At 71.0% G+C, this 24,223-nt stretch carries 23 protein-coding genes; 12 read left to right on the forward strand and 11 right to left on the reverse strand.

The features are described 5' to 3' along the window. Positions 1–57: 57 nt before the first annotated feature. The 4 genes from AB0N27_RS26545 to AB0N27_RS26560 are packed head-to-tail and all read right to left on the reverse strand — an operon-like array spanning position 58 to position 3,496. On the reverse strand, positions 58–768 hold the full coding sequence (locus tag AB0N27_RS26545; RefSeq protein WP_364375285.1) for an ABC transporter permease subunit: 711 nt from the start codon (positions 766–768) through the stop codon (positions 58–60). Positions 769–772: 4 nt separating this feature from the next. Further along, positions 773–1,684, reverse strand: coding sequence for an ABC transporter ATP-binding protein (locus AB0N27_RS26550; protein ID WP_364375288.1), 912 nt, complete (start codon positions 1,682–1,684; stop codon positions 773–775). Beyond that, on the reverse strand, positions 1,684–2,589 hold the full coding sequence (locus AB0N27_RS26555) for an ABC transporter permease (RefSeq protein WP_364375290.1): 906 nt from the start codon (positions 2,587–2,589) through the stop codon (positions 1,684–1,686). The genes AB0N27_RS26550 and AB0N27_RS26555 overlap by 1 nt, the downstream gene beginning before the upstream one ends. Further along, complete coding sequence (locus AB0N27_RS26560; protein WP_364375293.1) at positions 2,582–3,496, reverse strand: ABC transporter ATP-binding protein; 915 nt, start codon at positions 3,494–3,496, stop codon at positions 2,582–2,584. The genes AB0N27_RS26555 and AB0N27_RS26560 overlap by 8 nt, the downstream gene beginning before the upstream one ends. A gap of 315 nt (positions 3,497–3,811) precedes the next feature. Between AB0N27_RS26560 and cysC the strand changes: the two genes are divergently transcribed. From cysC to galT, 3 genes are all read left to right on the forward strand, one after another. After that, positions 3,812–5,341 (forward strand): adenylyl-sulfate kinase, encoded by a 1,530-nt coding sequence (cysC, locus tag AB0N27_RS26565; RefSeq protein WP_364375296.1) that lies wholly within the window; start codon positions 3,812–3,814, stop codon positions 5,339–5,341. Between the two features lie 112 nt (positions 5,342–5,453). Next, the gene (locus AB0N27_RS26570; protein WP_364375299.1) at positions 5,454–6,278 is read left to right on the forward strand and encodes a DeoR/GlpR family DNA-binding transcription regulator; all 825 of its coding nucleotides are present in this window, start codon (positions 5,454–5,456) and stop codon (positions 6,276–6,278) included. Further along, positions 6,275–7,348, forward strand: coding sequence for a galactose-1-phosphate uridylyltransferase (gene galT / locus AB0N27_RS26575; protein ID WP_364375303.1), 1,074 nt, complete (start codon positions 6,275–6,277; stop codon positions 7,346–7,348). The genes AB0N27_RS26570 and galT overlap by 4 nt, the downstream gene beginning before the upstream one ends. A 277-nt stretch (positions 7,349–7,625) precedes the next feature. On the opposite strand, the gene AB0N27_RS26580 is transcribed toward galT, so the two are convergent. Further along, positions 7,626–8,840, reverse strand: coding sequence for an NADP-dependent isocitrate dehydrogenase (locus AB0N27_RS26580; RefSeq protein WP_364375306.1), 1,215 nt, complete (start codon positions 8,838–8,840; stop codon positions 7,626–7,628). A gap of 138 nt (positions 8,841–8,978) precedes the next feature. On the opposite strand from AB0N27_RS26580, the gene AB0N27_RS26585 reads away from it, so the two are divergent. Next, positions 8,979–9,791, forward strand: coding sequence for an MBL fold metallo-hydrolase (locus AB0N27_RS26585; protein WP_364375309.1), 813 nt, complete (start codon positions 8,979–8,981; stop codon positions 9,789–9,791). A 130-nt stretch (positions 9,792–9,921) separates the two neighbouring features. Here the strand turns inward: AB0N27_RS26585 and AB0N27_RS26590 are convergent, their stop codons facing one another. Together AB0N27_RS26590 and AB0N27_RS26595 are read right to left on the reverse strand one after the other, a co-directional pair. Next, positions 9,922–10,872 carry a malate dehydrogenase gene (locus AB0N27_RS26590; protein ID WP_364375312.1) on the reverse strand — a complete coding sequence of 317 codons (951 nt, stop codon included), beginning with the start codon at positions 10,870–10,872 and terminating at the stop codon, positions 9,922–9,924. A gap of 119 nt (positions 10,873–10,991) precedes the next feature. Beyond that, positions 10,992–11,852 (reverse strand): bifunctional methylenetetrahydrofolate dehydrogenase/methenyltetrahydrofolate cyclohydrolase, encoded by an 861-nt coding sequence (locus AB0N27_RS26595; RefSeq protein ID WP_266246080.1) that lies wholly within the window; start codon positions 11,850–11,852, stop codon positions 10,992–10,994. Positions 11,853–12,300: 448 nt separating this feature from the next. On the opposite strand from AB0N27_RS26595, the gene AB0N27_RS26600 reads away from it, so the two are divergent. The 5 genes from AB0N27_RS26600 (at position 12,301) to AB0N27_RS26620 (ending at position 18,045) form a co-directional block, all read left to right on the forward strand. Continuing rightward, on the forward strand, positions 12,301–13,902 hold the full coding sequence (locus tag AB0N27_RS26600; protein ID WP_364375316.1) for an ABC transporter substrate-binding protein: 1,602 nt from the start codon (positions 12,301–12,303) through the stop codon (positions 13,900–13,902). Positions 13,903–14,103: 201 nt separating this feature from the next. Next, positions 14,104–15,042: an ABC transporter permease gene (locus tag AB0N27_RS26605; protein WP_139588066.1), complete on the forward strand. Its 939-nt coding sequence runs from the start codon at positions 14,104–14,106 to the stop codon at positions 15,040–15,042. Continuing rightward, complete coding sequence (locus tag AB0N27_RS26610) at positions 15,035–15,991, forward strand: ABC transporter permease (RefSeq protein ID WP_364375320.1); 957 nt, start codon at positions 15,035–15,037, stop codon at positions 15,989–15,991. The genes AB0N27_RS26605 and AB0N27_RS26610 overlap by 8 nt, the downstream gene beginning before the upstream one ends. Before the next feature lie 7 nt (positions 15,992–15,998). Continuing rightward, positions 15,999–17,027: an ABC transporter ATP-binding protein gene (locus AB0N27_RS26615; protein ID WP_364375323.1), complete on the forward strand. Its 1,029-nt coding sequence runs from the start codon at positions 15,999–16,001 to the stop codon at positions 17,025–17,027. Next, positions 17,011–18,045, forward strand: a complete 1,035-nt coding sequence (locus AB0N27_RS26620) for a dipeptide ABC transporter ATP-binding protein (protein WP_364375326.1) — start codon at positions 17,011–17,013, stop codon at positions 18,043–18,045. The genes AB0N27_RS26615 and AB0N27_RS26620 overlap by 17 nt, the downstream gene beginning before the upstream one ends. Before the next feature lie 111 nt (positions 18,046–18,156). On the opposite strand, the gene purH is transcribed toward AB0N27_RS26620, so the two are convergent. Together purH and purN are read right to left on the reverse strand one after the other, a co-directional pair. Next, the gene (gene purH, locus AB0N27_RS26625) at positions 18,157–19,728 is read right to left on the reverse strand and encodes a bifunctional phosphoribosylaminoimidazolecarboxamide formyltransferase/IMP cyclohydrolase (protein ID WP_364375329.1); all 1,572 of its coding nucleotides are present in this window, start codon (positions 19,726–19,728) and stop codon (positions 18,157–18,159) included. Next, positions 19,725–20,345: a phosphoribosylglycinamide formyltransferase gene (purN, locus tag AB0N27_RS26630; RefSeq protein WP_364375332.1), complete on the reverse strand. Its 621-nt coding sequence runs from the start codon at positions 20,343–20,345 to the stop codon at positions 19,725–19,727. Before purN ends, purH begins: the two co-directional genes overlap by 4 nt. 177 nt (positions 20,346–20,522) lie before the next feature. On the opposite strand from purN, the gene AB0N27_RS26635 reads away from it, so the two are divergent. Both AB0N27_RS26635 and AB0N27_RS26640 read left to right on the forward strand, forming a co-directional pair. After that, a complete protein-coding gene (locus tag AB0N27_RS26635) occupies positions 20,523–20,819 on the forward strand; it encodes a CD225/dispanin family protein (protein ID WP_364375335.1) in 297 nt (98 codons plus the stop codon). 27 nt (positions 20,820–20,846) lie between these two features. Then, the gene (locus AB0N27_RS26640) at positions 20,847–21,410 is read left to right on the forward strand and encodes a DUF4190 domain-containing protein (protein ID WP_364375338.1); all 564 of its coding nucleotides are present in this window, start codon (positions 20,847–20,849) and stop codon (positions 21,408–21,410) included. A 54-nt stretch (positions 21,411–21,464) separates the two neighbouring features. On the opposite strand, the gene AB0N27_RS26645 is transcribed toward AB0N27_RS26640, so the two are convergent. Next, positions 21,465–22,802: a DUF6350 family protein gene (locus AB0N27_RS26645; protein WP_364375341.1), complete on the reverse strand. Its 1,338-nt coding sequence runs from the start codon at positions 22,800–22,802 to the stop codon at positions 21,465–21,467. A gap of 201 nt (positions 22,803–23,003) precedes the next feature. Between AB0N27_RS26645 and AB0N27_RS26650 the strand changes: the two genes are divergently transcribed. Next, positions 23,004–23,270: a DUF4190 domain-containing protein gene (locus AB0N27_RS26650; RefSeq protein WP_354888888.1), complete on the forward strand. Its 267-nt coding sequence runs from the start codon at positions 23,004–23,006 to the stop codon at positions 23,268–23,270. A 63-nt stretch (positions 23,271–23,333) separates the two neighbouring features. Here the strand turns inward: AB0N27_RS26650 and sucD are convergent, their stop codons facing one another. Then, positions 23,334–24,221 (reverse strand): succinate--CoA ligase subunit alpha, encoded by an 888-nt coding sequence (gene sucD / locus AB0N27_RS26655; RefSeq protein WP_364375345.1) that lies wholly within the window; start codon positions 24,219–24,221, stop codon positions 23,334–23,336. Between the last annotated feature and the right edge of the window lie 2 nt (positions 24,222–24,223).

Consider the following 24,223-nt stretch of genomic DNA (forward strand, 5'->3'; position numbering starts at 1 on the left):
TCCATCCGGCCAGCCCTACCGGCGGGCGGTGGCTGGCCGGAGCAGCGGCACGCACCCTCAGCTCGTCTCGCCGGCCACGCTGAACGACCGCAGACGGTCGATGGCCAGCACTGTGAAGCCGACGCTCACCAGCGCGGTCATCACCGCCGCCACAGGCACCGACACGCTGGTCTCCAGCAGCCCGCTGGGGGCGAGCCGGTCGGCGAGGGCGATCACGTACTGCTGGATGGAGAGCACCTTGGTGCCGCTGACGAAATTGCCCAGCAGCCCCTCCCAGATCAGCACGTAGACCAGGCCGAGCAGCACCGGCCGGCGGGTGACGAGGCTCAGGGCGAGGAACAGCGCCGAGTACGCCAGCGCGCCGAGCGCCGAGGCGGCGGCCAGCGCCAGACCGAGGCGTACCGAGTCGGCAAGCACGCCCGCCACGTAGAGCGGCACGGCGACGGTGGCCGCGGCGACCCCGGCGGCCACCCCGAGCTTGGGCAGCACGATCTGCCAGCGCGGCAGGGGCTTGGTCAGGATGTGCACCACGGTGCCGTCGTCGATCTCGGCGCCCAGCACACCCGTGCCGATGATCAACGCGACGACCGGCAGCACCACGGCCAGGCCGAGGCCCACCAGGACCGGAGGCCCCCACTGCCCGGGGTCCACCCCGAGGGACCGGCAGAGCACAGCCAACCCGAGCAGCACCAGCGGCAGCGGAAGCAGCAGCAGGAACCGGCGCCGGCCGAACAGCCCGCGCGCGGTGATCCAGGTAATTGTCGACATGCTCTCAGGCCTCCACCAGGTAGGAGAAGACGCTCTCCAGGGATTCGTCGGACGGCACCAGCTGGCGCACCCGGATGCCGCGGTCCAGGGCGATCCGGGGCAGCGCCCGGGTGAAGGCGCCGTAGTCGCCGGCGCGCACCGTCAGACCGGTGCGGTCCAGCTCGACGCCGCTCACCGACGGCTCGGCGATCAGTGCGACGGCCAGCGCCCGGTCGTCGGTGGAGCGCACCGCGAAGACGTGCGGCCGGTTCGTCATCAGCCGGCGGATGGTCCGGAAGTCACCCGAGGCGGCCAACCGGCCCGCCACCATCACCTGCACCGTGCCGGAGACCTGCTCGACCTCCTCCAGGATGTGCGAGCTGAACAGGATCGTCCGGCCGGCGTCGCCCAGGGTGTGCAGCAGCTCCATCATGTGCAGCCGCTGGCGCGGGTCCATCCCGTTGAACGGCTCGTCGAGCAGCAGCACCTGCGGGTCGTGCACCAACGCGGCGGCCACCCGCGCGCGCTGACGCATGCCCTTGGAGTACGTGCCGATCCGGCGGTCCTGCGCCGACTCCAGCTCCACCAGGTCGATCGCGCGCCGGGCGGCCGCCGCCGGGTCCGCCAGCCGGTGCAGCTTCGCGCTGGCCAGCACGAACTCGTACGCGGTGAGGAAGCCCTGCACCGCCTCCCGTTCACTGACCAGCCCCAGCCGCCGGTAGACGTCGGGGCTGCGCCAGGTCGGTTCGTCGTCGAGGGTGACCGTGCCGCGCGACGGGGAGAGGAACCCGGCCATCATGTGCAGCAGCGTGGTCTTGCCGGCGCCGTTCGGGCCGAGCAGTCCGGTCACTCCCGGCCCCAGGGCCATGCTGATGTCGTTGACCGCGACCACGTTGCCGTACCACCGGGACACCCCGGTCAGGCTCAGCGTGCTCATCAGGAGGCGACCTTCCGGTAGCGGGCCAGCAGGAGGGCGGTCGCGCCGGCGACCAGCAGCACCGCGGCCAGGGCGTAGACCGGACCGAAACCGCCTATCGTCATCTCGCCCGGATCGCCCTCGACCAGGAGGTCGCCGAGCGACCAGATGCCGACCCCCTGCACCAGGGTGGACGGGGAGGCGAGCCCGGCCAGCTCGTTGGCCGCCCGCGACGGCAGGATGCTCAGCACGCCCACGATCGGGGTGGTCATGAGGAAGACCGCGACCACACCGCCGGCGGCGAAGGCCCGCTTGCCGGTCAGCGACGCGACAAGCAGCCCGATCGAGGCGAAGACCACCGCCCAGAGGCCGGCGTAGAGCAGCCCGGGCAGCAGGTCGAGCAGCTCGTTCCAGACCCCGCGCATGCCGTCCTTGGTGGTGAAGGCGGCACCCAGGAACATCACCAGCTGCGGCCCACCGAGCAGCAGCCAGAGCGCGGTGACGAGCGCCAGCAGCTTGGCCAGCGCGTAGTCGGTACGCGGCAGCGGTCGGGAGAAGTACAGCGGCAGCACCCCGCTGCGCAGGTCGCGGGAGACCAGCTCGGGCGCGGCCACCGCGACGAAGAAGATGACCAGCCAGCTCATCGCGTCGGCGAACTGGGCGTACGTGGCGACGGGCTCGCCGATCTGGCTGCGTACCGCCGCCAGGGCCACCGCGACCAGGGTGACGATCCCGACCACCAGCCACGGGAAGATCTTGGCCTTGACGCTGCGCCCGAACCCGAACGTGGTACGCAGCCCGTGCAGGTAGAGCGCGCCGAAGACGTGCCGCCGGCCCAGCCTCGGGCCCTGGTAGCGCTGGTAGCCGATGTCGTGGATGACGCCTGTCGGCGCGGAGCGCACGGCGGCGGTTGACGGCTCAGGCATGGGTGAGCTCCCTCGTCGCGAAGAGTTCGGCCACCCGGTGTCGACGCTGGTCCAGTCGGTGCAACGGCAGGTCCAGTTCGGCGACCGCGCCGAGGATCAGGTCGTAGGTGCCGTCGTCGGCGAGCGGCACGAGAAGCAGCCGGCCCTCGCGCGCCACCGGCAGGTCGAGCGCGGCCAGCCGGGCGGCCAGTTCCTCGGTACCCTCGCTGACCTCCACGGCGAGCACGTCGGTGGCGGAGGTCATCGCGGAGATGTGGTCGGCGCGCAGCAGCCGGCCGCCGTCGATCGCGACGAGCGTGTCGCAGATCCGTTCCACCTCACCGAGCAGGTGCGAGCAGACCAGCACGGAGATGCCGAACTCGGTGCCGATCCGGTGCACCAACGCGAGCATGGCGTCGCGGCCGGCCGGGTCCAGTCCGTTCGTCGGCTCGTCGAGCAGCAGCAGGTCGGGGTCGTGCACCAGCGCCTGGGCGAGCTTCACGCGCTGCTTCATGCCCGTGGAGTAGCCGCCGACCGGACGGTAACGCTCCTCGTACAGCCCGACGTGGCGAAGGGCCTCGGAGGCCCGCTCGCGTGCCGCCGTACGGGGCAGGCCGCTCATCCGGCCGAGGTGGGTGACCAGCTCGGCGGCGGACAGGTCCGGCGGGAGGCAGTCGTGCTCGGGCATGTAGCCGACCCGGGCGCGGACGGCAGCCGGATCGGCCGTCGGGTCGATGCCGAGCACCGAGACCTGACCGCTGGTCGGGGCGATCAGGCCGAGCAGGATCTTGATCAGCGTGGATTTGCCGGCGCCGTTCGCGCCCACCAGACCGATGATCCCGGGCTCGACGGCGACGGTGAGGTCGGTCAGCGCGGTGACCCTGCCTCCGTACGTCTTGGTGAGCGACTGGGTCGCTATCAGTGTCACGCTGCCCAGCGTAGGGAGTCGATGCGCACCGGAGACACCGGCGCGCCCCCGGTACCTCCCTGATCCTTGCCGCAGTGGACCCCTAGGGTCCGTCGCCCCGGGGGTCGGAGCGTCAGCGCCGGTCCCATGTTCGGCCGGACCCCGACTGGGGAAAGGCCTCCGGAGGGTGACACCATTCACTTCCCGTTCGCCGGGCAGTGTCTCGGTGGCCTGCCGGGCCGACGGCGCCCGCCCGCCCCGGTCGTGGAGTGGCACCCTCGACCGATCGGCGGTCGGCTGCGAAACTGTGTGCCGGTCAGCGAGTGGGGGGTGTGGATGAGCAACGGCTGGGTGCTGCCCGACGAGGTGCTCCGGGGCGCGCCGGCGTACACGCCGCGTCCCGGTGAGCTGGCGGATCTTGAGCTGCTGCTGACCGGTGCGTACGCCCCTCTGACGGGGTTCATGACCCGCGCCGACCTGGTCTCGGTGAGCCGGCGGGGCCGGTTGGCCGACGGGACCCCGTGGCAGGTCGCGGTGACCCTCCAGGTGCCGACGGCACTGGCCCAGGGTTTCGACCCGCGTGACCCGGCCCGCCGGGCGCTGGTGCTGACCGACGGCGAGGGCGCACCTGTCGCCGGCCTGGACGTGTCGGACGTCTGGCCCGTGCGTGACGGCGTTGCCGGCGTCGGCGGTCAGGTCCGGCGGCTGGGCGACGGTGGCCACGGCCCGTTCCAACGGTTGCGCCGCAGCCCGGAGGAGGTGCGGGCGCTGCTGCCCCCGGGTCGGGTGCTCGGCGTGATCGCCGACCGGCCCCTGCACCGCCCGCAGCTCGCCCAGATCGCGCACGCCGCCCGTACCCTGGCCGCGCACCTGCTGGTGATGATCCCGGTCGGTGAGGGCGGCGCCGGTGGGCTCACGCCGGAGGCGCTTGTACGGTCCGTGTTCGCCGCACGGGACCGGATGCCGCCCGCCACCCTGGTCGCGGTGCCGCTGTCGCACCGACGCGAGGAGATCGACGACGCGCTGCTGCGCGCCCGGGTCTCCGCCGCGTACGGCGTCACCCACCTGCTGTCCACCGGGGAGATGCTCTCCGGCGCCGGGCTGCGGGTGCTGGTGCCGCGCGAGCTGGCGTACGACAACCGGGACGGGCAGTGGCGGTGGCGGGAGGACATCCCGCCGCGCAACCGTCGCCTCGCGCTGACCCAGGCCGAGATCGACGATCTGCTCGACAGGGGTTTCCCACTGCCGGAGTGGCACACCCCGCCCGCTGTGGCGAAGGAGCTGGCCCAGGCGCGGCCGGCGCGCCGGCACCGTGGGCTGGTGGTCTTCCTGACCGGGCTCTCCGGCTCGGGCAAGTCGACTGTGGCCCGGGGGCTGACCGACGCGCTGCGGGAGAGCGGCGAGCGGACGGTGACCCTGCTGGACGGGGACGTGGTGCGCCGGGAGCTCTCCGCGGGATTGGGCTACAGCAAGGCCGACCGGGATCTCAACGTCCGGCGGATCGGCTGGGTGGCGGCGGAGATCGCCCGGCACCGGGGGGTGGCTGTCTGCTGCCCCATCGCCCCGTACGCGGCGGCGCGCGCCACGGCGCGGGAGATGGCTCTGAGCGCCGGGGCGGGTTTCGTGCTGGTGCACGTCGCCACCCCGCTGGAGGTGTGTGAGCAGCGGGACCGCAAGGGCCTGTACGCGCGGGCCCGCGCCGGCCTGCTCACCGGCATGACGGGCATCGACGACCCGTACGAGGTGCCGACGGACGCCGAGCTGGTGCTGGACACCACTGACGTGAGCGTGCCGGAGGCGGTGGAGGCCGTGTTGCAGCACCTGACGGAGACCGGCTGGGTGGAGTTGAAGATCCCGTCCAGCTGAGGCGTCGTCGCACCCCGTTTCTTCCGCAGGCACCCGCCACGCGCTAGTGTTCATCTTTGTTGGAACACGTTCGACCGCGTGAGAGTACGTGGGGACCGGGGAGGCACGGCGAATGCTCGCTCAGCAGCGGCAGACGGCCATCCTGGAACGGGTCCGGGCCGCCGGCGGCGTCCGGGTGACCGACCTGGCCACCGAGTTCGGCGTCTCCGACATGACGATCAGGCGAGACCTGGAGGCGCTGCACGAGCGCGGCCTGCTGGCCAAGGTGCACGGCGGCGCGACGGCCGCCGGCCCGAGTTCGACAGACGAACCGGGCTTTCGCGCCAAGTCGGTCCGTCAACTGCCGGAGAAGGCCGCCATCGCCGACCGGGCCGCGCAGCTCGTCCGCCCCGGCGCGGCGGTCGCGCTGTCCGCCGGCACCACCACCGCCGAGCTGGCCCGCAGGCTGGTGGACGTGCCCGGCCTGACCGTGGTGACCAATTCGCTGCCGGTTGCCGAGATCCTGCACGGCGGCGGTCGACCGGACCAGACGGTGGTGCTCACCGGCGGCGTACGCACACCGTCGGACGCGCTGGTCGGCCCGCTGGCCGTCGACGCCATCCGGACACTGCACCTGGATCTGCTCTTCCTGGGCGTGCACGGCATCACCGAACGGGCCGGCTACACCACTCCGAACCTCATGGAGGCGGAGACCGACCGGGCGTTGGTGGCGGCGGCGGACCGGTTGGTGGTGCTCGCCGACCACACCAAGTGGGGCACTGTGGGCATCTCCTCGATCGTCGGGCTGGCGGCGGCGCACGTGCTGGTCAGCGACGAGGCGTTGCCTGCACCCGCCCGACGGGTACTCGGCGAACAGGTGGGCGAGTTGATCATCGTGAAGGCGACGGGGGCGGGACGCGCAACGCGCACGCCGACGAGTGAGGGGACTGCGCCGTGAAGCGCACCGCGATCGACCTGGCCGACGGCCGGGAGCTGATCTACTTCGACGAGCGCGACGACGCCGTACGCGACCAGCCGGACCGCCGGGAGCTGCCACCGCCGCCGCCCGCGTCCCAGCTGCGCTACGACCCGCTGACCGACGAGTGGGTGGCGGTGGCCGTGCACCGGCAGACCCGCACCTTCCTCCCGCCGGCGAACGAGTGCCCGCTCGACCCGTCGGTCGGTGACCGGCTGACCGAGATCCCCGCTCCGGACTACGACGTGGTCGTCTTCGAGAACCGGTTCCCGTCGCTGAGCGGCCGGGTGGCCGACGAACCCGGGGAGATCACCCCGTTCACGCCGATCCGTCCCGGCCTGGGCCGGTGCGAGGTTGTCTGCTTCACGTCGGACCACAACGCCTCCTTCGCCAGCCTCCCGCCGCGCCGGGTCCGTACCGTGCTCGACGCGCTCGCCGACCGGACCGAGGTACTCGGCGAACTGCCCGGGGTGGAGCAGGTGTTCTGCTTCGAGAACCGGGGCGTCGAGATCGGCGTCACGCTGCACCACCCGCACGGGCAGATCTACGCGTACCCCTTCGTGACGCCGCGCACCCGGGCGCTGCTGGCGGCGGCGCGGCGGCACGCCGAGCGCACCGGCGGCAACCTGTACGCGGACGTGCTGGCCGCCGAACGCGCCTCCGGCGAGCGGGTGGTCGCCGAGAACGACCACTGGACGGCGTTCGTCCCGGCGGCGGCCCGCTGGCCGTTCGAGGTGCACGTGGCGCCGCGCCGGGTAGTGCCCGACGTCCCGGCGCTCAGCGACGGCGAGCGGGACGCGTTCGGGCCCCTCTACCTGGATCTGCTGCGCCGCTTCGACGGGCTGTTCGACATGCCGATGCCGTACATCTCGGCGTGGCACCAGGCGCCGGTGCGGGTCGACCGGGAGTTGGGCCATCTGCACCTTCAGCTGTTCAGCATCCGGCGGGCCAAGGACAAGCTGAAGTATCTGGCGGGCTCGGAGTCGGGGATGGGCGTCTTCATCAACGACATCTCCCCGGAGCGGGCCGCCGAGTTGCTGCGCGCCGCCTGAGAAGGGTGTGAAACAGGGCGCGGGGGGCCCGGGACAGGGCCCCCCGCAGGGAAGGGACGGCTGGCTGTGCACGACACAGCCGGGAAGGCTGGCTGATCGGCAGGCATTGCCGCGAGGCGACCGAAGTCAACCTTCCTGGACGCGACTGGCATCTCGTCCACCCTGCTCAACGAGGCGCGGCCGGTGACGGTGACGCCGAGGCCGTGTGTCGAGCACTGGACACGCCGGAGCCCGCCGACACATGCCGACGGGCTCCGGTGCTGTGGTATCTGCCAGCTCAGGCGAGCTTGCGGGCCAGGTTCTCGTCGAGCGCGTTCATGAACTCGTCGGTGGTCAGCCACGGGGCGTCGCGCGAGATGAGCAGCGCGAGGTCCTTGGTCATCTGGCCGCCCTCGACGGTGTCGACGATGACCTGCTCCAGGGTGTTGGCGAACTCGGTGACCGCCGGGGTGCCGTCCAGCTTGCCCCGGTGGGCGAGGCCCCGGGTCCAGGCGTAGATCGACGCGATCGGGTTGGTCGAGGTCTTCTCGCCCTTCTGGTACTGCCGGTAGTGCCGCGTGACGGTGCCGTGGGCGGCCTCCGCCTCGACGGTACGGCCGTCCGGGGAGAGCAGGACCGAGGTCATCAGACCCAGCGAACCGAAGCCCTGCGCGACGGTGTCGGACTGCACGTCACCGTCGTAGTTCTTGCAGGCCCAGACGTAGCCGCCCTCCCACTTGAGCGCGGCGGCGACCATGTCGTCGATGAGCCGGTGCTCGTAGGTGATGCCGGCGGCGTCGAACTCGGCCTTGAACTCGTTCTCGAACACCTCGGCGAAGATGTCCTTGAACCGGCCGTCGTACGCCTTGAGGATGGTGTTCTTGGTGGACAGGTAGACCGGGTAGTTGCGGTCCAGCCCGTACCGGAACGAGGCCCGGGCGAAGTCCCGGATCGACTCGTCGTAGTTGTACATGCCCATGGCGATGCCGCCGCCGGGGAAGTTGGCGACCTCCATCTCCATGGGGGCGCCGCCGTCGGCCGGGGTGTAGGTGATGGTCACCGTGCCCGGGCCGGGGACGACGAAGTCGGTGGCCTTGTACTGGTCACCGTGGGCGTGCCGGCCGATGATGATCGGCTTGGTCCAGCCGGGGACGAGCCGCGGCACGTTGGACATGATGATCGGCTCGCGGAAGACGACGCCGCCGAGGATGTTGCGGATGGTGCCGTTGGGCGACCGCCACATCTTCTTCAGGCCGAACTCCTCGACCCGGGCCTCGTCCGGGGTGATGGTCGCGCACTTGACGCCGACGCCGTGCTCCTTGATGGCGTTGGCGGCGCCAACGGTGACCTGGTCGTCGGTCTCGTCGCGGTGCTGGATCGACAGGTCGTAGTAGTGCAGGTCGACGTCGAGGTAGGGCAGGATCAGCTGCTCCCGGATCTGCTTCCAGATGATCCGGGTCATCTCGTCGCCGTCGAGCTCCACGACCGGGTTGTTTACCTTGATCTTCGCCATCGGCCGGCGCTCCTCTCGGGGGACACGTGCTCAAGCAGTACGAGCGTACTGCAATTGGGCCGGCAGCCCCCAGCCGGCCTCTACCGGCCGGCGGAAACCGGGCTGCACGGCACAGCATTTCCCTGACACCATCACCCGATGCCTCTGAGCCGCACCCTCGGGTCTATCACGGTCACCGCGCTCACCGACGGGCAGGGCCCCTTCTTCCAGCCCCGCGCCGAGGCGTTCCCCGAGGCCACAGCGGCGCACTGGCGGGAGGCCGACCGCCGCGACCCCGGCTCGGTGACCGCCGACGGGCAGTGGTGGCTGCCGTTCCGCAGCTTCGCGATCCGCAGCGGCGACGGACCGGTGACCCTGGTAGACGCCGGCATCGGGCCTGCGGACTCCCTGGCCGCGAGCTGGGCGCCGGTGCCCGGCCGGCTGCCCGCCGAGCTGGCCGCCGCCGGTATCGACCCGGTGGACGTCGACACGGTCGTACTCACCCACCTGCACAGCGACCACATCGGTTGGGCGGTGACCGGCACACCTGGTCTGCCGTACTTCCCGAACGCGGCCTACCTGGTGCAGCGCGCCGAGTTGGACGCGGCGGAGACCATCAGCCCTCGCCTGCCGGCCGGCCTGATCGCGCCGTTGCGCGCCGCCGGCCAGCTCCGGGTGGTCGACGGTGAGACCACCCTCACCCCGGCGGTACGACTGCTGCCGACGCCCGGGCACACCCCAGGCCACCAGTCGGTGCTGCTGGAGGCCGCCGACGAACGGGTGCTGATCACCGGCGACCTGCTGGTGCACATGGTGCAGCTCGTCGACCCCGACCTGGCGTACGCCCACGAGGTGGACCCGGACCTCGCCCGCGCCTCCCGGCGAAACGCCCTGGACACCCACTCCCCGATCGTCCTGGCCACCCCCCACCTAGCCACCCCCTTCACCCCCCACCCCGCCCGTCGATCATGAAGTTGTTGCCCCGACACGCCGAGCCGGTCGGCAACAACTTCATGATCAGCAAGGTGGGATCGGGGTGGGACGCACGAAGGGCGGGCCGGCGGAGCCGGCGCGCCCTTCGGTGGTGCGGTGGTTCGAGGAACTACATGTTGGCGACGTCACCCTGCTTGGCGCGGACCGCCTCGGCGGCGGCGAGGAGGCTGGCGCGCTCGTCGGCGTCCAGGTCGGTCTCGACGACCCGCTTGACGCCCTCGGCGCCGATCTCGGCCTCGACACCCAGGTAGACACCGGAGATGCCGTACTCGCCGTCGACCCAGGCGCAGACAGGCATGACCTCGCCGGAGTCCTCGGCGACGGCCTTCGCCATCCGGGCCGCGGCGGCCGACGGGGCGTAGTACGCCGAACCGGTCTTGAGCAGCGCGACCACCTCGGCGCCACCGTTGCGGGTCTTGACGACCAGTTCCTCGATCTGCTCCGCCGGCATCGCGTCGCGCAGCGGCTTGCCGTTGACGGTGCTCTTCGACGGCACCGGGACCATGGTGTCGCCGTGCGAGCCCAGGGTCAGCGTGCGGACCGACGCCACAGGCACGTTCAGCGCCTCGGCGACGAAGTTACTGAACCGGGCGGTGTCGAGCATGCCGGCCTGGCCGAGGACCCGGTTCTTCGGGAACTGGGTGGCGAGCTGGGCCAGCGCGGTCATCTCGTCAAGCGGGTTGGAGACGACGATGACGACGGCGCTCGGGGCGTACTTGGCGACGTTCTCGGCAACCTGCCGCACGATCTTGGCGTTGGTCTCCAGCAGGTCCATGCGGCTCATGCCCGGCTTACGCGGCAGGCCGGCGGTGATCACGACCACGTCGGAGCCCTCGATGGCCTCGTAACCCTCGCCGTTCGGGCCGGTGGTCACGCCGACGACCTTGGTCTCGAAGCCCTCGATGGCCCGCGACTGGTTGAGGTCGAGGGCGAGGCCCGCGGGCTTGCCCTCGACGATGTCGGTGATGACGACGGTGTCGAATACGTCGTACTCGGCCAGGCGCTGTGCGGTGGTGGAGCCGTAGAAGCCAGCCCCGACGACAGTGACCTTCTTACCCATGGTCGTCCCACTCCCTGATACCAGTCGGTTTTCCGGACCGTATCAGTCATCCTGGCACCCATCAGGCCAGGGGCGGACGGTTACAGCCTGCTGGGCGAAGAAGGACCGTTTCCTCCCCCTCAGCCGCGCTCGGCGCGCTCCACGACGTTGGTGAGGAGCATGGCGCGGGTCATCGGGCCCACACCGCCGGGCATCGGGACCACCGCGCCGGCCGTCTCGGCGACCTCCGGGTCGACGTCGCCCGTGTAGCGGCCCTTGCCGTCCGGGCCGATCACCCTGGTGATGCCGACGTCCACCACCACCGCGCCCGGGTTGATCATGTCGGCGGTGAGCAGCCCCGGTACGCCGGCCGCGACGATGACGATGTCGGCGGCGCGGGTGTGCGAGGCGAGGTCGAGGGTGCCGGTGTGGCAGAGGGTCACCGTGGCGTTCTCACTGCGCCTGGTGAGCAGCAGGCCGAGCGGGCGGCCGACGGTGTTGCCCCGGCCGACCACGGCGACGGTGGCGCCGCGCAGCGCCACGTCGTGGCGGCGGAGCAGCTCGACGATGCCGCGCGGGGTGCAGGGCAGGGGGCCGTCGTAGCCGAGGACGAGCCGGCCCAGGTTGACCGGGTGCAGGCCGTCGGCGTCCTTGGCCGGGTCGATCAGCTCCAGCACCCGCTGGGTGTCCAGGTGGGCGGGCAGCGGCAGCTGGACGATGTAGCCGTGGCACGCCGGGTCGGCGTTCAGCTCGGCCAGCACGTCGTCGACCTGCTGCTGGGTGGCGTCGGCGGGCAGCTCCCGGCGGATCGAGGCGATCCCCACCTCGGCGCAGTCGCGGTGCTTGCCGTTGACGTACGCCTGGCTGCCCGGATCCGCGCCGACCAGGACGGTGCCCAGTCCCGGGGTGATACCGCGTTCCGCGAGTGCCTTCACACGTATCCGCAGCTCGTCCTTGATCTCCGCTGCGGTCGCCTTGCCGTCCAGAACCGTCGCCGTCACGGTCAGATCGTCTCACGGCCGTCGCGCGCGGTTCGGGCGACCTCGTTTCGACAGGCCCACCAGCGCTCCCGTCGTGCCGCCGCCAGTAACGGTAAGTCACGTGTTGCTCATCACTCTGCGTGACGTTCTGTGGATCCCGTCACCGCCGAACCGGTCGGTGGATTCAAGACCCACCGATACCGGACGGTCGGCCACCGGCGGCCGAATCGGCTCCAGGCAGGCACACGACACTCCCCACCACTCAAGAAAACAGCAGCTGATAGCCGTGTTTCGGGTTTGGGCTAGCACGGGTCAGGGTGCCCTGCAAGCGAAGCGTCCCCGGACCGTTACGCACCCGCAACCCTCTCGTTGTCGAAGGCCACCACCCCGACCTACCGTTACCGCTTGTTGCGCAGCGTAAACCCAGCGTCGGGCATGACTGCGCAGCGTGAGGAGATGAGGAGGCTCAATGCGAGTTCGTAGACTCGCCGCCTGGACCGCCCTCCCGCTCGCGGTGACGCTGGGCCTCGCGGCCTGCGGCAGCGGCGGAGACGGTGGATCCGGCGGCAGTGACAGTTCGGCGGTCAGCATCCAGATCGGCGAGCCGAAGCACCTGGTTCCCACGAACACCACCGAGACGTCCGGCGCGCAGGTGCTCACCGGCCTGTTCAGCCCGCTCGTCGACTACGACGCCCAGAACAAGCCGTACGAGGTCGCCGCAGAGTCGATCACCTCGTCCGACAACAAGGTCTGGACGGTCAAGCTCAAGGACGGCTTCACCTTCCACAACGGCGAGAAGGTCACGTCCGAGGACTACATCAACGCCTGGAACTACGGCGCGTACGCCCCCAACGGCCAGGACAGCAACTACTTCTTCGAGAAGATCGCTGGCTACACGGACCTGCAGGGCAAGGAGCCGAAGGCCAAGGAGATGTCCGGCCTGAAGAAGGTCGACGACCTCACCTTCACCGTGACGCTCGCCGAGCCGTACATCGACTTCCGGACGATGCTCGGCTACACCGCGTTCTACCCGATGCCGGATGCCGCATTCTCCGCCCCGGGCGTGCTCAAGGAGTCCTACGAGCAGGCGCCGATCGGGCAGGGTCCGTTCAAGATGAAGGGCGCCTGGCAGCACGACAGCAAGATCGACGTCGAGCGGTACGACGCCTTCCCGGGCGAGAAGCCCAAGGTGAAGAACATCGAGTTCCGGATCTACCAGCAGCTCACCGCCGCGTACGCGGACGTCCTGGCGGACAACCTGGACGTGCTGCCGACGATCCCGACCGAGAGCCTGAGCACCGCGCCGACCGACCTGGGCGACCGGTTCCAGACCAGCCCGATGTCGTCGTTCCAGTTCCTCGCGTTCCCGACGTTCGACAAGGACTACAGCAACCCGGACGTGCGTAAGGCCATCTCGATGGCTATCGACCGGGACGAGATCACCAAGTCGGTCTTCAAGGACTCGCAGGACCCAGCCCGTTCGTTCGTCTCGCCGGTGCTGCCCGGCTACCGGGACAACACGGCGGGCAAGGCAGGCGAGTTCAACCCGACCGAGGCCAAGAAGCTCTACCAGGCCGCGGGCGGCCCCGCGAAGATCGTCATCTCCTACAACGGCGACGGCGGTCACAAGGACTGGGTCGACGCCACTGTCAACCAGCTCAAGGCCAACCTGGGCGTGGACGCCGTGGGCGTCGCCGAGCCGAAGTTCGCCGACCTGCTGACCAAGGTCGAGAAGAAGACGCCGGTTGGTGCGTTCCGGATGGGTTGGGTCATGGACTACCCGACCATGGAGGACTACCTCGGCCCGCTGTACAGCACCAACGGCTCGTCGAACTACTACGGCTACAGCAACCCGGAGTTCGACAGGCTCGTCAAGGAGGGTTCCGCCGCCAAGACGCAGGACGAGGCGATCGCCAAGTACCAGCAGGCGGAGGACATCCTGGCCAAGGACATGCCGGTGATCCCGCTCCGCTTCGGCGAGAACGTGTACGGCCACTCGTCCAAGGTCAAGAACGTGGAGATGGACCTGTTCCAGCGGGTCAACCTCGTCAAGATCGAAGCGGCCAGCTGAGCTGACCGATGGTTGCGGGCCACCCGGGCGACGACGCCCGGGTGGCCCGGACCGCGCCACCGCCGCCGGGCGCCGCACCCGCGGGCCCGGCCGAGGTGGCGGCGGCTCCCCCGGGCCGGACGGCACCTCTCCGACATTTCGGGTACGACCAGAGATGCCGTCCTGCGACCCTTTCGCACATTTCCGGAGAGACTGCTAAGCATGTTCCGCTACATCTTGCGGCGCCTACTCCAGATGGTCCTGGCCTTCTTCGGGACCACCCTGATCGTCTACGCGCTGATGTTCGCCGGCCAGGGCGATCCCATCCAGGCCCTCGCTGGCGAACGACCGGTGACGGAGGCCCAGCGGGCGTACCTGACGGAGAAGTACCACCTCGACGCCACAGGCGTCGGTGGCTTCTTCTACCGCTACTTCGACTACGTCAGGAGCCTGCTCCAGGGCGACCTCGGCCAGTCCCTGACCGGCCGGCAGATCGGCGACATCCTCCAGGCCGCCTGGCCGGTCACCCTCAAGCTCGCGCTCATCGCGCTCGCCGTGGCGATCATCTTCGGTGTCACCGCGGGAGTGGTCGCCGGCATCCGCCGGGCCAGCATCTTCGACAACTCGACGCTGGTGCTGACCCTGCTGGTGCTGGGCATCCCGACGATCGTGCTGGCGCCGCTCGCGCAGTACCTCCTGGGCGTCAAGTGGCAACTCTTCCCGCCCACCGCCGGCTCCCAGCCCACGTTCTACGCGCTGCTGCTGCCCGGCATCGTGCTCGGCTCGCTGTCGCTGGCCACCGCACTGCGGCTGACCCGTACCTCGGTGGCGGAGAACCTGCGCGCCGACTACGTCCGGACCGCCCGGTCCAAGGGCCTGGTCAAGCGCCGCATCGTCACCGTCCACGTGCTGCGCAACTCGCTCATCCCGGTGGTCACCTTCCTCGGTGTGGAACTCGGCAACCTGATGAGTGGCGCGATCATCACCGAGGGCGTCTTCAACATCCCCGGCGTGGGCTTCAACCTCTTCCGCGGCATCCGCACCGAGGACGGCCCCCTGGTGGTGGGCATCGTCAGCGTGCTCGTCGTGGTCTACCTGGTCTCGAACCTGGTGGTGGACGTCCTGTACGCCGTACTCGACCCGAGGATCCGCTATGAGTGACTTCGAAACTGTGGCGGCCACCGAGAACCAGGCCGCGCGGCGTGGCCCCTCGGGCGAGCCGGGCACCCCGAACCAGATCGGCGCTCCGCAGAAGCCGCGCAGCCTCGCCGGAGACGCCTGGCGCGACCTACGTCGCAACCCGATCTTCTGGATCTCGTCGGCGCTTGTCGTCATCTTCACCCTGATGGCGCTGGCTCCCGGCATCTTCACCGCCAACAGCCCGAACGACTGCCTGCTCTCCCGGCAGCACGCCGGGCCGTCCGGCGGGGCCATCTTCGGGTACGACTTCCAGGGCTGCGACACGTACTCCCGGGCGGTCTACGGCACGCGGGCCTCGCTCCTGGTCGGCGCGCTCGCGGCGCTGGGCACCGGCGTCATCGCGCTTGTCGTCGGGATGCTGGCCGGGTACTTCGGCCGCTGGGTCGACGCCGTGCTCTCCCGGGTGATCGACGTGGTGCTCGGCATTCCGCTGCTGCTGGCCGCGATCGTGCTGCTCAAGCGGGTGTCCAGCGACAGCGAGAACGCCCGGATCGCCGCGGTGATCTTCGTGCTGGCCATCCTGGGCTGGACCACCGCCGCCCGGGTGGTGCGTTCCTCGGTGATCACCGCCAAGGAGCAGGACTACGTGGCGGCGGCCCGGATGCTCGGCGCCGGCAACGGCCGGATCATGTGGCGGCACATCCTGCCGAACTCGCTCGCCCCGGCCATCGTCGTGCTGACCATCGCGCTCGGCTCGTTCATCGCCGCCGAGGCGACGCTCTCCTTCCTGGGTATCGGCCTCAAGGCGCCGACCATCTCGTGGGGCCAAGACATCGACACCGGGCGCATCCACATGCGGGAGGCGGCGACACCGCTGATCGTCCCGTCGGCCTTCCTCGCGCTGACCGTGCTGGCGTTCATCATGCTCGGCGACGCGATCCGTGACGCCTTCGACCCGAAGCTGCGGTGATCAACTCATGACCGTCGAACCCACCCCCGCGTCCGCCACACCCGACGGCGGCCACCTGCTTGAGCTGCGGGACCTGCACGTCGAGTTCCGGACCAACGAGGGCGTCGCCCGGGTCATCAACGGGGTGTCGTACCACCTGGACGCCGGGGAGACCCTCGCGGTGCTCGGCGAGTCCGGCTCGGGCAAGTCGGTCACCGCACAGGCGATCATGGGCATCCTGGACACGCCGCCCGCGTTCGTCCGCTCCGGTCAGATCCTCTACCGGGGTCAAGACCTGCTCACCAGCTCAGAGGAGCAGCGCCGGCAGGTCCGTGGCAAGGAGATCGCGATGATCTTCCAGGACGCGCTCTCCGCGCTGAACCCGGTCTTCCCGGTGGGCTGGCAGATCGGCGAGACACTGCGCCAGCGCTCCGGCATGTCCCGTGGCGACGCCCGTCGCCGGGCGATCGAGCTGATGGACCTCGTCAAGATCCCGGGCGCCGCGAAGCGGATCGGCGACTACCCGCACCAGTTCTCCGGCGGCATGCGGCAGCGCGTCATGATCGCCATGGCGTTGGCGCTGGACCCGAAGGTCCTGATCGCCGACGAGCCCACCACCGCGCTCGACGTCACAGTGCAGGCCCAGATCATGGACCTGCTCGCCGACCTGCGCCGCGACCTCAACATGGCGATGATCCTGATCACCCACGACCTGGGCGTGGTCGCCGGGGTCGCGGACCGGATCGCGGTCATGTACGCCGGCCGCATCGTCGAGCACGCCGACGTCCGCTCGCTGTACAAGGCGCCGGCCCACCCGTACACGAAGGGGTTGCTGGAGTCGATCCCGCGGATGGACGTGCGCGGCCAGGAACTGGCGACGATCAAGGGTCTGCCGCCGAACCTGATGCGCATTCCCTCCGGCTGCCCGTTCCACCCCAGGTGCCCGTACGTGCAGCAGGTCTGCGTGGACGTGGTGCCGCACGACCTGGTCCTCGGCGACGGCCGGACCAGCGCATGCCACTTCGCGCAGGAGGTCCGTGATGACAGCGCCCGCTAGCCCCACCAAGGTCCGCGGCGAGACCATCCTCTCCGTCGACAATCTGGTGAAGCACTTCCCGATCAGTCAGGGCGTGCTGTTCCAGCGGCAGGTCGGCGCGGTCAAGGCCGTCGACGGGGTGAGCTTCGAGCTGCGCCGGGGCGAGACGTTGGGCGTGGTCGGCGAGTCCGGCTGCGGCAAGTCCACACTCGCCCGGCTGCTGATGCGCCTGGAGACGCCCACCTCCGGGCGGGCCACCCTGGAGGGCAAGGACCTGTTCAAGGCCTCCGGGGGCGAGCTGCGCCGGCTCCGCCGCAACATGCAGATGGTCATGCAGGACCCGTACACCTCGCTGAACCCGCGGATGACTGTCGGCGACATCATCGGCGAGCCCTTCGAGATCCACCCCGACGCGGCGCCCAAGGGCAGCAAGGAGAAGCGGGTCCAGGAGTTGCTGGACGTGGTCGGGCTCAACCCGGAGCACATCAACAGGTACCCGCACCAGTTCTCCGGCGGTCAGCGTCAGCGCATCGGCATCGCCCGCGCCCTGGCGCTGCGCCCGGAGATCATCGTCTGCGACGAGCCGGTGTCCGCGCTCGACGTCTCCATCCAGGCCCAGGTGATCAACCTGCTGGAGCAACTCCAGGACGAGTTCGGCCTCTCGTACATCTTCATCGCCCACGACCTGTCAGTCGTCAGGCACATCGCCGACCGCGTCGCGGTGATGTACCTCGGTCGGATCGTCGAGATCGGCACCGAGAACGAGATCTACGAGCGGCCGACGCACCCGTACACCCAGGCGCTGCTCTCGGCCGTGCCGGTGCCGGACCCGGAGGTACGCGACCAGCGCACCATGATCCGGTTGGTCGGGGACGTGCCCAGCCCGGCCGACCCGCCGTCCGGCTGCCACTTCCGTACCCGCTGCTGGAAGGCCCAGGAGATCTGCGCGATCGAGGACCCGCAGTTGGTCGAGCGGGCCGCCGATCCGCACCCGTCCGCCTGCCACTTCGCCGAACTCCGCCCCACCATCACAGCCTGACCCCAGCCCGACCTCCGACCCGACTTTGGCCGTTGATCATGAAGTTATTGCCCTGCACATCGGCGTGTCAGGGCAATAACTTCATGATCGACGAGGTCGAAGCCCTCGGGGTCAGTGGAAGAAGTGGCGGGTACCGGTCAGGTACATCGTCACGTTTGCCTTCTTGGCCGCTTCGATGACCTCTTCGTCGCGGATCGAGCCGCCTGGCTGCACGATGGCGCGGACCCCGGCGTCGATGAGGATCTGCGGGCCGTCGGCGAACGGGAAGAACGCGTCGGACGCGGCCACCGAACCCCGCGCCCGGTCGGCGCCGGCCCGGCTGACCGCGAGCCGCGCCGAGTCGACCCGGTTCACCTGACCCATGCCGACGCCGACGGTCGCGCCGCCCCTGGCGAGCAGGATCGCGTTGCTCTTCACCGCGCGAACCGCCCGCCAGACGAACGCGAGATCACGCAGCAACTCCTCGTCGGCGGCCTCGCCGGTCGCCAACTGCCAGTTCACCGGGTCGTCGCCGGAGGCATCCACCCGGTCGGCGACCTGAGCCAGCACGCCGCCGGTCACCTGCCGCCACTCGACAGTCGCCGGGGCCCAGGACGGCGCGCGCAGCAGCCTGATGTTCTTCTTGCCCTGCAACACCTCGACCGCGCCCTCGTCGAAGCCGGGGGCGACCACCACCTCGGTGAAGATGTCGGCGACCTGCCGGGCCAGCTCGACCGAGACCGGCCGGTTGACAGCGATCACGCCACCGAACGCCGACACCGGGTCGCAGGCGTGCGCCAGGCGGTGCGCCTCGGCCACGTCCGCGCCCACCGCGATGCCGCACGGGTTGGCGTGCTTGATGATCGCCACGGCCGGCTGGTCGGCGAAGTCGTTGGCGGCCCGCCAGGCGGCGTCCGCGTCGACGTAGTTGTTGTACGACATCTCCTTGCCGTGCAACTGCTCGGCCTGGGCCAGCCCCGCCGGGGCGTCCGGGTCGCTGTAGAGCGCTGCCGGCTGGTGCGGGTTCTCGCCGTAGCGCAGCACCGTCGACTTGCGCAGCGCCGAACCGGTGAACGCCGGCCAGGAGTCGTCGGCCGGGGCCAACTCCCGGGCGCACCACTGGGCGACGGCCACGTCGTACTCGGCGATGTCCGCGTACGCCCGGGCGGCCAGCGCGCGACGCTGGGCCAGGGTGAAGCCACCCTCGGCGAGCGCGCCGAGCAGCGCCGGGTACCCGGCCGGGTCGGTGAGCACGGCGACCGAGGCGTGGTTCTTGGCGGCGGCCCGCACCATGGCCGGGCCACCGATGTCGATCTGCTCCACGCACTCCTCGACGCCGGCGCCGGAGGCGACGGTCGCCTGGAACGGGTAGAGGTTGGAGACCAGCAGGTCGAACGCCGCCACCCCCAGCTCGTCGAGCTGCGCGACGTGGGTGTCCTTGCGCAGGTCCGCCAGGAGGCCGGCGTGCACCTTCGGGTGCAGGGTCTTCACCCGGCCGTCGAGCACCTCGGGGAAACCGGTCACCGTCTCCACGGGCGTCACCGGCACACCGGCGGCGGCGATGGTGCCGGCCGTGCTGCCGGTGGACACGATCTCCACACCGGCGGCGTGCAGGGCCTGGGCCAGCTCGACCAGCCCGGTCTTGTCGTAGACGCTGACCAGCGCCCGCCTGATCGGGCGGCGCCCGTCCTGAGTGGGACTCACGGAACCGTGACCTTCCTTCCGGTGATGGTCCAGCCTTCGCGGACCAGGCGACCGACCTGCTCGACGAGCTGCCGCCGCTCGGCTTCCTTGATGCGCTCGGTGAGCGTGTCCACGTCGTCGTCGTCGAGCACCGGCACCGCGACCTGCGCCACGATCGGCCCGGTGTCCATCCCCGCGTCGACGAAGAAGAGGGTGGCGCCGGTGAGCTTCACGCCGTAGGCGAGCGCGTCACGCGGGCCGTGGATGCCGGGGAACGCCGGCAGCAGGGTGTTGTGGGTGTTCAGGTAGCGGTCGCCGAACGCGGCGAGGAAATGCGGGCCGACCAGCTTGAGGAACCCGGCGGAGATGACCAGGTCGGGCTGGTGCTTCGCGACGTGCGCGGTGAGCGCCCGGTCCCAGTCCTCCCGGCTGTCGTGGTCGCGGACCCGCTCGACGAACGTCGGCACGCCGGCCGCGGCGGCCCGGTCCAGGCCCGCGATGCCGTCGCGGTCCGCGCCTACCGCGACGACCTGCGCGCCGTACGCGGGGTCGGCGGCGGCGTCCAGCAGGGCTTGCAGGTTGCTCCCGGAGCCGGAGACGAGGACGACGATGCGGGCGGCGGACGCGGGCTCGGTCACCGGGCCACCCTATCGGGCACTTCAGCACTCCCTCCGGCTGGGAGGCGCCGATCTCTGACAGTGCGGACATGCATCGACCCGGTACGCTGCCGGTCGCTCGGGCCGGACGTCGTGCCGGCCCGCACCCCCGTCACTGATCCGGCACGCCAGCCGTGTCGTTGGAATGAGGAGCACCCCATGCAGCCGGGTACCCACCCCCACCAGCAGCCGCCTGTCAACAACAACATGGCGATGTCGATCGTCGCCATCTTCCTCTTCTGGCCGCTGGCCATTCCGGCGATCATCAACGCCTCGAAGGTCAACCCGCTGCTTCAGCAGGGCGACTACGCGGGCGCCCAGGCCGCCGCCGCGGAGTCGCGCAAGTGGTCGAAGTGGGCGCTCATCGTGGGCATCGGCTGGTATGTCGTCGCCCTGCTGTGCTGTGCGTTGGGCGGTCTGGGCGCGATCATGAGTGGGAACAGCAGCACCAACTGACGGAACAAGCCCCAAGGAGCTTCTCGAATGCAGCCCGGTAACCCCGGTCAGGACCCGTACGGCCAGCAGCCCAACCAGGACCCGACCGCCCCCCAGCCGCCGCACGACCCGTACGCCCCGCCGCCGGCCGCCCCATACGGTCAGCAGCCGACCTCCGGGCAGCCCTACGGCCAGCAGCCGCAGGACCCGTACTCGGCGCCGCAGGCCCCGTACGGTCAGCAGCCGCCGGCACCGTACGGGCAGCAGCCCCACGACCCGTACGGCCAGCAGCAGCCGCAGTACGGCGCACCGACGTACCCGAACGCCGGCTACCCGCAGGCCCAGGGGCAGAACAACACCCTCGGTCTGGTGTCGATGATCCTCGGCATCGCGTCGATTCCGCTGGTCTGCTGCCTCTACCTGGGCATCCCGGTGGGCATCGCGGGCGTGGTGACCGGTTACCTCGCCAAGCAGAAGGTCGCCCAGGGCCAGGCCAACAACGCCGGGCAGGCGAAGGCCGGCCTGATCTGCGGCGCGGTCGGCGTCGGGCTCGGCATCCTGCTGATCATCCTGAGCATCGTGGCGAACGTCGCGCTGCCGACCCAGCCCTGACCGGTCGGGTCTCGACGGGGCGCTCCGGACTTCTCCGGGGCGCCCCGCGCTCGTCTACGGCGCGGAGGGCCTGGTGAGCGCCCGGGTCGCGGCGGCACCGAGCAGCGCACCGACCGCGATGACGCCGGTGGCCACCGCGGCGACCTGCCAGGCCACCGGCCCGAGCTGGGTGAGCCGGCCGGCACCCAGCGGCCCGGCGGAGACCTTCGCGGCCACGCCGAGCAGCACGCCGGCAACCGGCCCGGCCAGTGCCGCCGGCACCAGCAGGTCGGCCCAGCGCCGCGAGGTCCGTTCGCGGCCGTGCTGCGCCTCGGCGTCCACGCCGCCGATCCTGGCCCGCTCGGGCCCGGCGTGCCGGGCCGTGCGCCGGGCGAGCAGCCAGCCGGCCACCATCCCGGCCAGCACCGGCACCGCGAGCAGCAGAGCGCCGAAGCCGTCCACCGGGCCGCGCGGCAGGCCGGCGAGCAACGGTACGGCCGGCAGCGCGCCCACCGAGACCTCACTCGTCCGGATCGCGGTGTCGGTGCCGACGGCGAAGCCCGGCCCGAGCAGGTAGCTCGTCGACCAGATCGCCGCGTTCGGCGCGTACGCCACGCTGACCAGGGTGATCCCGGCCTGCCCGGCCACCCCGGTGCGGTACGCCCCGATCATGTCCGCCGCGTCCCCGCCGCCGGTGGCCACGGCCAGTCCGGCCGCGCCGGCGCCCGCGCCGAGCAGCAGGAGCCCCGCCACCAGGCCGGTGCGGACGCCGTCCCGCAGCCGGGCCGGCATCCGGTCGACGAGCAGCCGGGTGACGGCGGTGATCCGGGTCGCGCCGACGAGCGCGGCGAGCGTGCCTACCGCCGCGAAGGTGGCTGCCGCCCGGACCGGGGAGGCATCCGGGCCACCGACGCCGACGAGCACCGCGGCGAGCGTGCCGAGCAGCGCGTACGCGACGCCGACCGCGGCCGCGGCGAGTAGCGCCCGGCGCGGTGAGCGGGTGTCCCGGGCGCCGATGGCGCGGCTGACGTGCACGCCGGCCCGGGTGAGTCGCCAGGTCGCGAGCACTGTGAGCGCCAGCGGGGCAAGCCCGAACGGGCCGGCCTCGGTGTGCAGCGGCACCCCGTGCCCGACCAGCCAGCCGGCGAGAGCGGTGCGCAGGGCGCCGCCGAGCGTGGCGCCGTCCGCGCCGAGCTGCACGAGCGCGAGCACGATGGCGACCGGCAGGTACGACGTGAGGGCGGCCCAGCCGGCGGCGACCCCGGCGGCGACGGGTAGCGGCGCCCGCCCGCGCGGCGACCCACCGGTGCGGGGCGCGGGCACCCGTCGGGCCGGCGTGGCGCGGTCGACCGGCCGGTCGTCGGCGCGCACACCGCCGGGACGGCTGGGACGGTCAGGGGTGACGGGGGACATCCGCTCTACTCTGGCACGTCGCGCGGGCGGGAGCAGTCCGTTAACCCGCCCCGAAGGGCGGCGAGTTGACCGAACCCCGGTCCGGGGCGCCCGGTCGGGTCTAGCCTCGGCCCAGAGGGGGCGCGCGTCGCCGGTACCCCGGGTCGGGTCGACAGGGCACGGTCCGGGGCGGTCGCCGCCCACGACCGCCCGGAGGTAGCCGTGACGACCGCATACCCGCCGCCCCCGCCGCCACCGGCGCGGGGACGGGACCGGACGACCCTCTGGGGCGTGCTGGGCATCGTGCTGGGCCTGATCTGCTGCGGCATCCTCGGCATCATCTTCGGCTATCTGTCCATCCGGGACGCCCGGCGCTACGGCCAGTCGCCGGTGCTCGGATACCTTGCCATCGTGTTCGGCGTGATCAACATCATCGGCGGCTCGATCCTGCGTCTCACCGGCAACTACCCGTTCTGGAACAACGACTGAGCGGGTGGTACGACGAAGGGGCCGACCGGTTCCGGTCGACCCCTTCGCTGGTGCCCTGCCGGCTCAGTTGCCGGACATGATCTCCCGCATCAGCTTCGCGGTCTCGGTGGGCGTCTTGCCGACCTTGACGCCGACGGCCTCCAGCGCCGCCTGCTTCGCCTCGGCGGTGCCGGCCGAGCCGGAGATGATGGCCCCGGCGTGGCCCATGGTCTTGCCGGGGGGCGCGGTGAAGCCGGCGATGTAGCCGACCACCGGCTTGGTGACGTTGGCCTTGATGAACTCGGCGGCCCGCTCCTCGGCGTCGCCGCCGATCTCACCGATCATCACGATGGCGTCGGTCTCCGGGTCGGCCTCGAACGCCTTGAGGGCGTCGATGTGGGTGGTGCCGATGATCGGGTCGCCGCCGATGCCGACGCAGGTGGAGAACCCGATGTCGCGCAGCTCGTACATCATCTGGTAGGTCAGCGTGCCGCTCTTGCTGACCAGGCCGATCCGGCCGGAGCCGGTGATGTCGGCCGGGATGATGCCGGCGTTGGACGCGCCGGGCGAGGCGATGCCGGGGCAGTTCGGCCCGATGATGCGGGTCCGCTCGCCCTGCGCCAGGTTGTACGCCCAGAACGCGGCGGTGTCGTGCACCGGCACGCCCTCGGTGATCACCACGGCAAGCGGGATCGCGGCGTCGATCGCCTCGACGACGGCGGCCTTGGTGAACTGCGGCGGCACGAAGATGACTGTGACGTCGGCCCCGGTCTCGGCCATGGCGTCCGCCACGGACGCGAAGACCGGCAGCTCGGTGCCGTCGAAGTCGACAGTCTGACCCGCCTTGCGCGGGTTGACGCCGCCCACCACGTTGGTGCCGGCGGCGAGCATCCGCCGGGTGTGCTTGGAGCCCTCGGAACCGGTCATCCCCTGGACGATGACCTTCGAGTCCTTGGTCAGCCAGATAGCCATGA

Origin of the sequence: Micromonospora sp. NPDC093244 (assembly GCF_040683695.1) — a bacterium.
In the GTDB taxonomy this organism is placed as follows: Bacteria; Actinomycetota; Actinomycetes; order Mycobacteriales; family Micromonosporaceae; genus Micromonospora.

Bases quoted from the DNA above. Each gene is read 5' to 3' on its own strand.
- cysC (WP_364375296.1), top strand. From the start codon at position 3,812: ATGAGCAACGGCTGGGTGCTGCCCGACGAGGTGCTCCGGGGCGCGCCG.
- AB0N27_RS26610 (WP_364375320.1), top strand. From the start codon at position 15,035: ATGAGTGACTTCGAAACTGTGGCGGCCACCGAGAACCAGGCCGCGCGG.
- AB0N27_RS26615 (WP_364375323.1), top strand. From the start codon at position 15,999: ATGACCGTCGAACCCACCCCCGCGTCCGCCACACCCGACGGCGGCCAC.
- AB0N27_RS26550 (WP_364375288.1), bottom strand. From the start codon at position 1,684: ATGAGCACGCTGAGCCTGACCGGGGTGTCCCGGTGGTACGGCAACGTG.
- AB0N27_RS26545 (WP_364375285.1), bottom strand. From the start codon at position 768: ATGTCGACAATTACCTGGATCACCGCGCGCGGGCTGTTCGGCCGGCGC.
- AB0N27_RS26620 (WP_364375326.1), top strand. From the start codon at position 17,011: ATGACAGCGCCCGCTAGCCCCACCAAGGTCCGCGGCGAGACCATCCTC.
- AB0N27_RS26600 (WP_364375316.1), top strand. From the start codon at position 12,301: ATGCGAGTTCGTAGACTCGCCGCCTGGACCGCCCTCCCGCTCGCGGTG.
- sucD (WP_364375345.1), bottom strand. From the start codon at position 24,221: ATGGCTATCTGGCTGACCAAGGACTCGAAGGTCATCGTCCAGGGGATG.
- AB0N27_RS26590 (WP_364375312.1), bottom strand. From the start codon at position 10,872: ATGGGTAAGAAGGTCACTGTCGTCGGGGCTGGCTTCTACGGCTCCACC.
- AB0N27_RS26555 (WP_364375290.1), bottom strand. From the start codon at position 2,589: ATGCCTGAGCCGTCAACCGCCGCCGTGCGCTCCGCGCCGACAGGCGTC.
- AB0N27_RS26580 (WP_364375306.1), bottom strand. From the start codon at position 8,840: ATGGCGAAGATCAAGGTAAACAACCCGGTCGTGGAGCTCGACGGCGAC.
- AB0N27_RS26585 (WP_364375309.1), top strand. From the start codon at position 8,979: ATGCCTCTGAGCCGCACCCTCGGGTCTATCACGGTCACCGCGCTCACC.
- AB0N27_RS26635 (WP_364375335.1), top strand. From the start codon at position 20,523: ATGCAGCCGGGTACCCACCCCCACCAGCAGCCGCCTGTCAACAACAAC.
- AB0N27_RS26645 (WP_364375341.1), bottom strand. From the start codon at position 22,802: ATGTCCCCCGTCACCCCTGACCGTCCCAGCCGTCCCGGCGGTGTGCGC.
- AB0N27_RS26605 (WP_139588066.1), top strand. From the start codon at position 14,104: ATGTTCCGCTACATCTTGCGGCGCCTACTCCAGATGGTCCTGGCCTTC.
- AB0N27_RS26570 (WP_364375299.1), top strand. From the start codon at position 5,454: ATGCTCGCTCAGCAGCGGCAGACGGCCATCCTGGAACGGGTCCGGGCC.
- AB0N27_RS26640 (WP_364375338.1), top strand. From the start codon at position 20,847: ATGCAGCCCGGTAACCCCGGTCAGGACCCGTACGGCCAGCAGCCCAAC.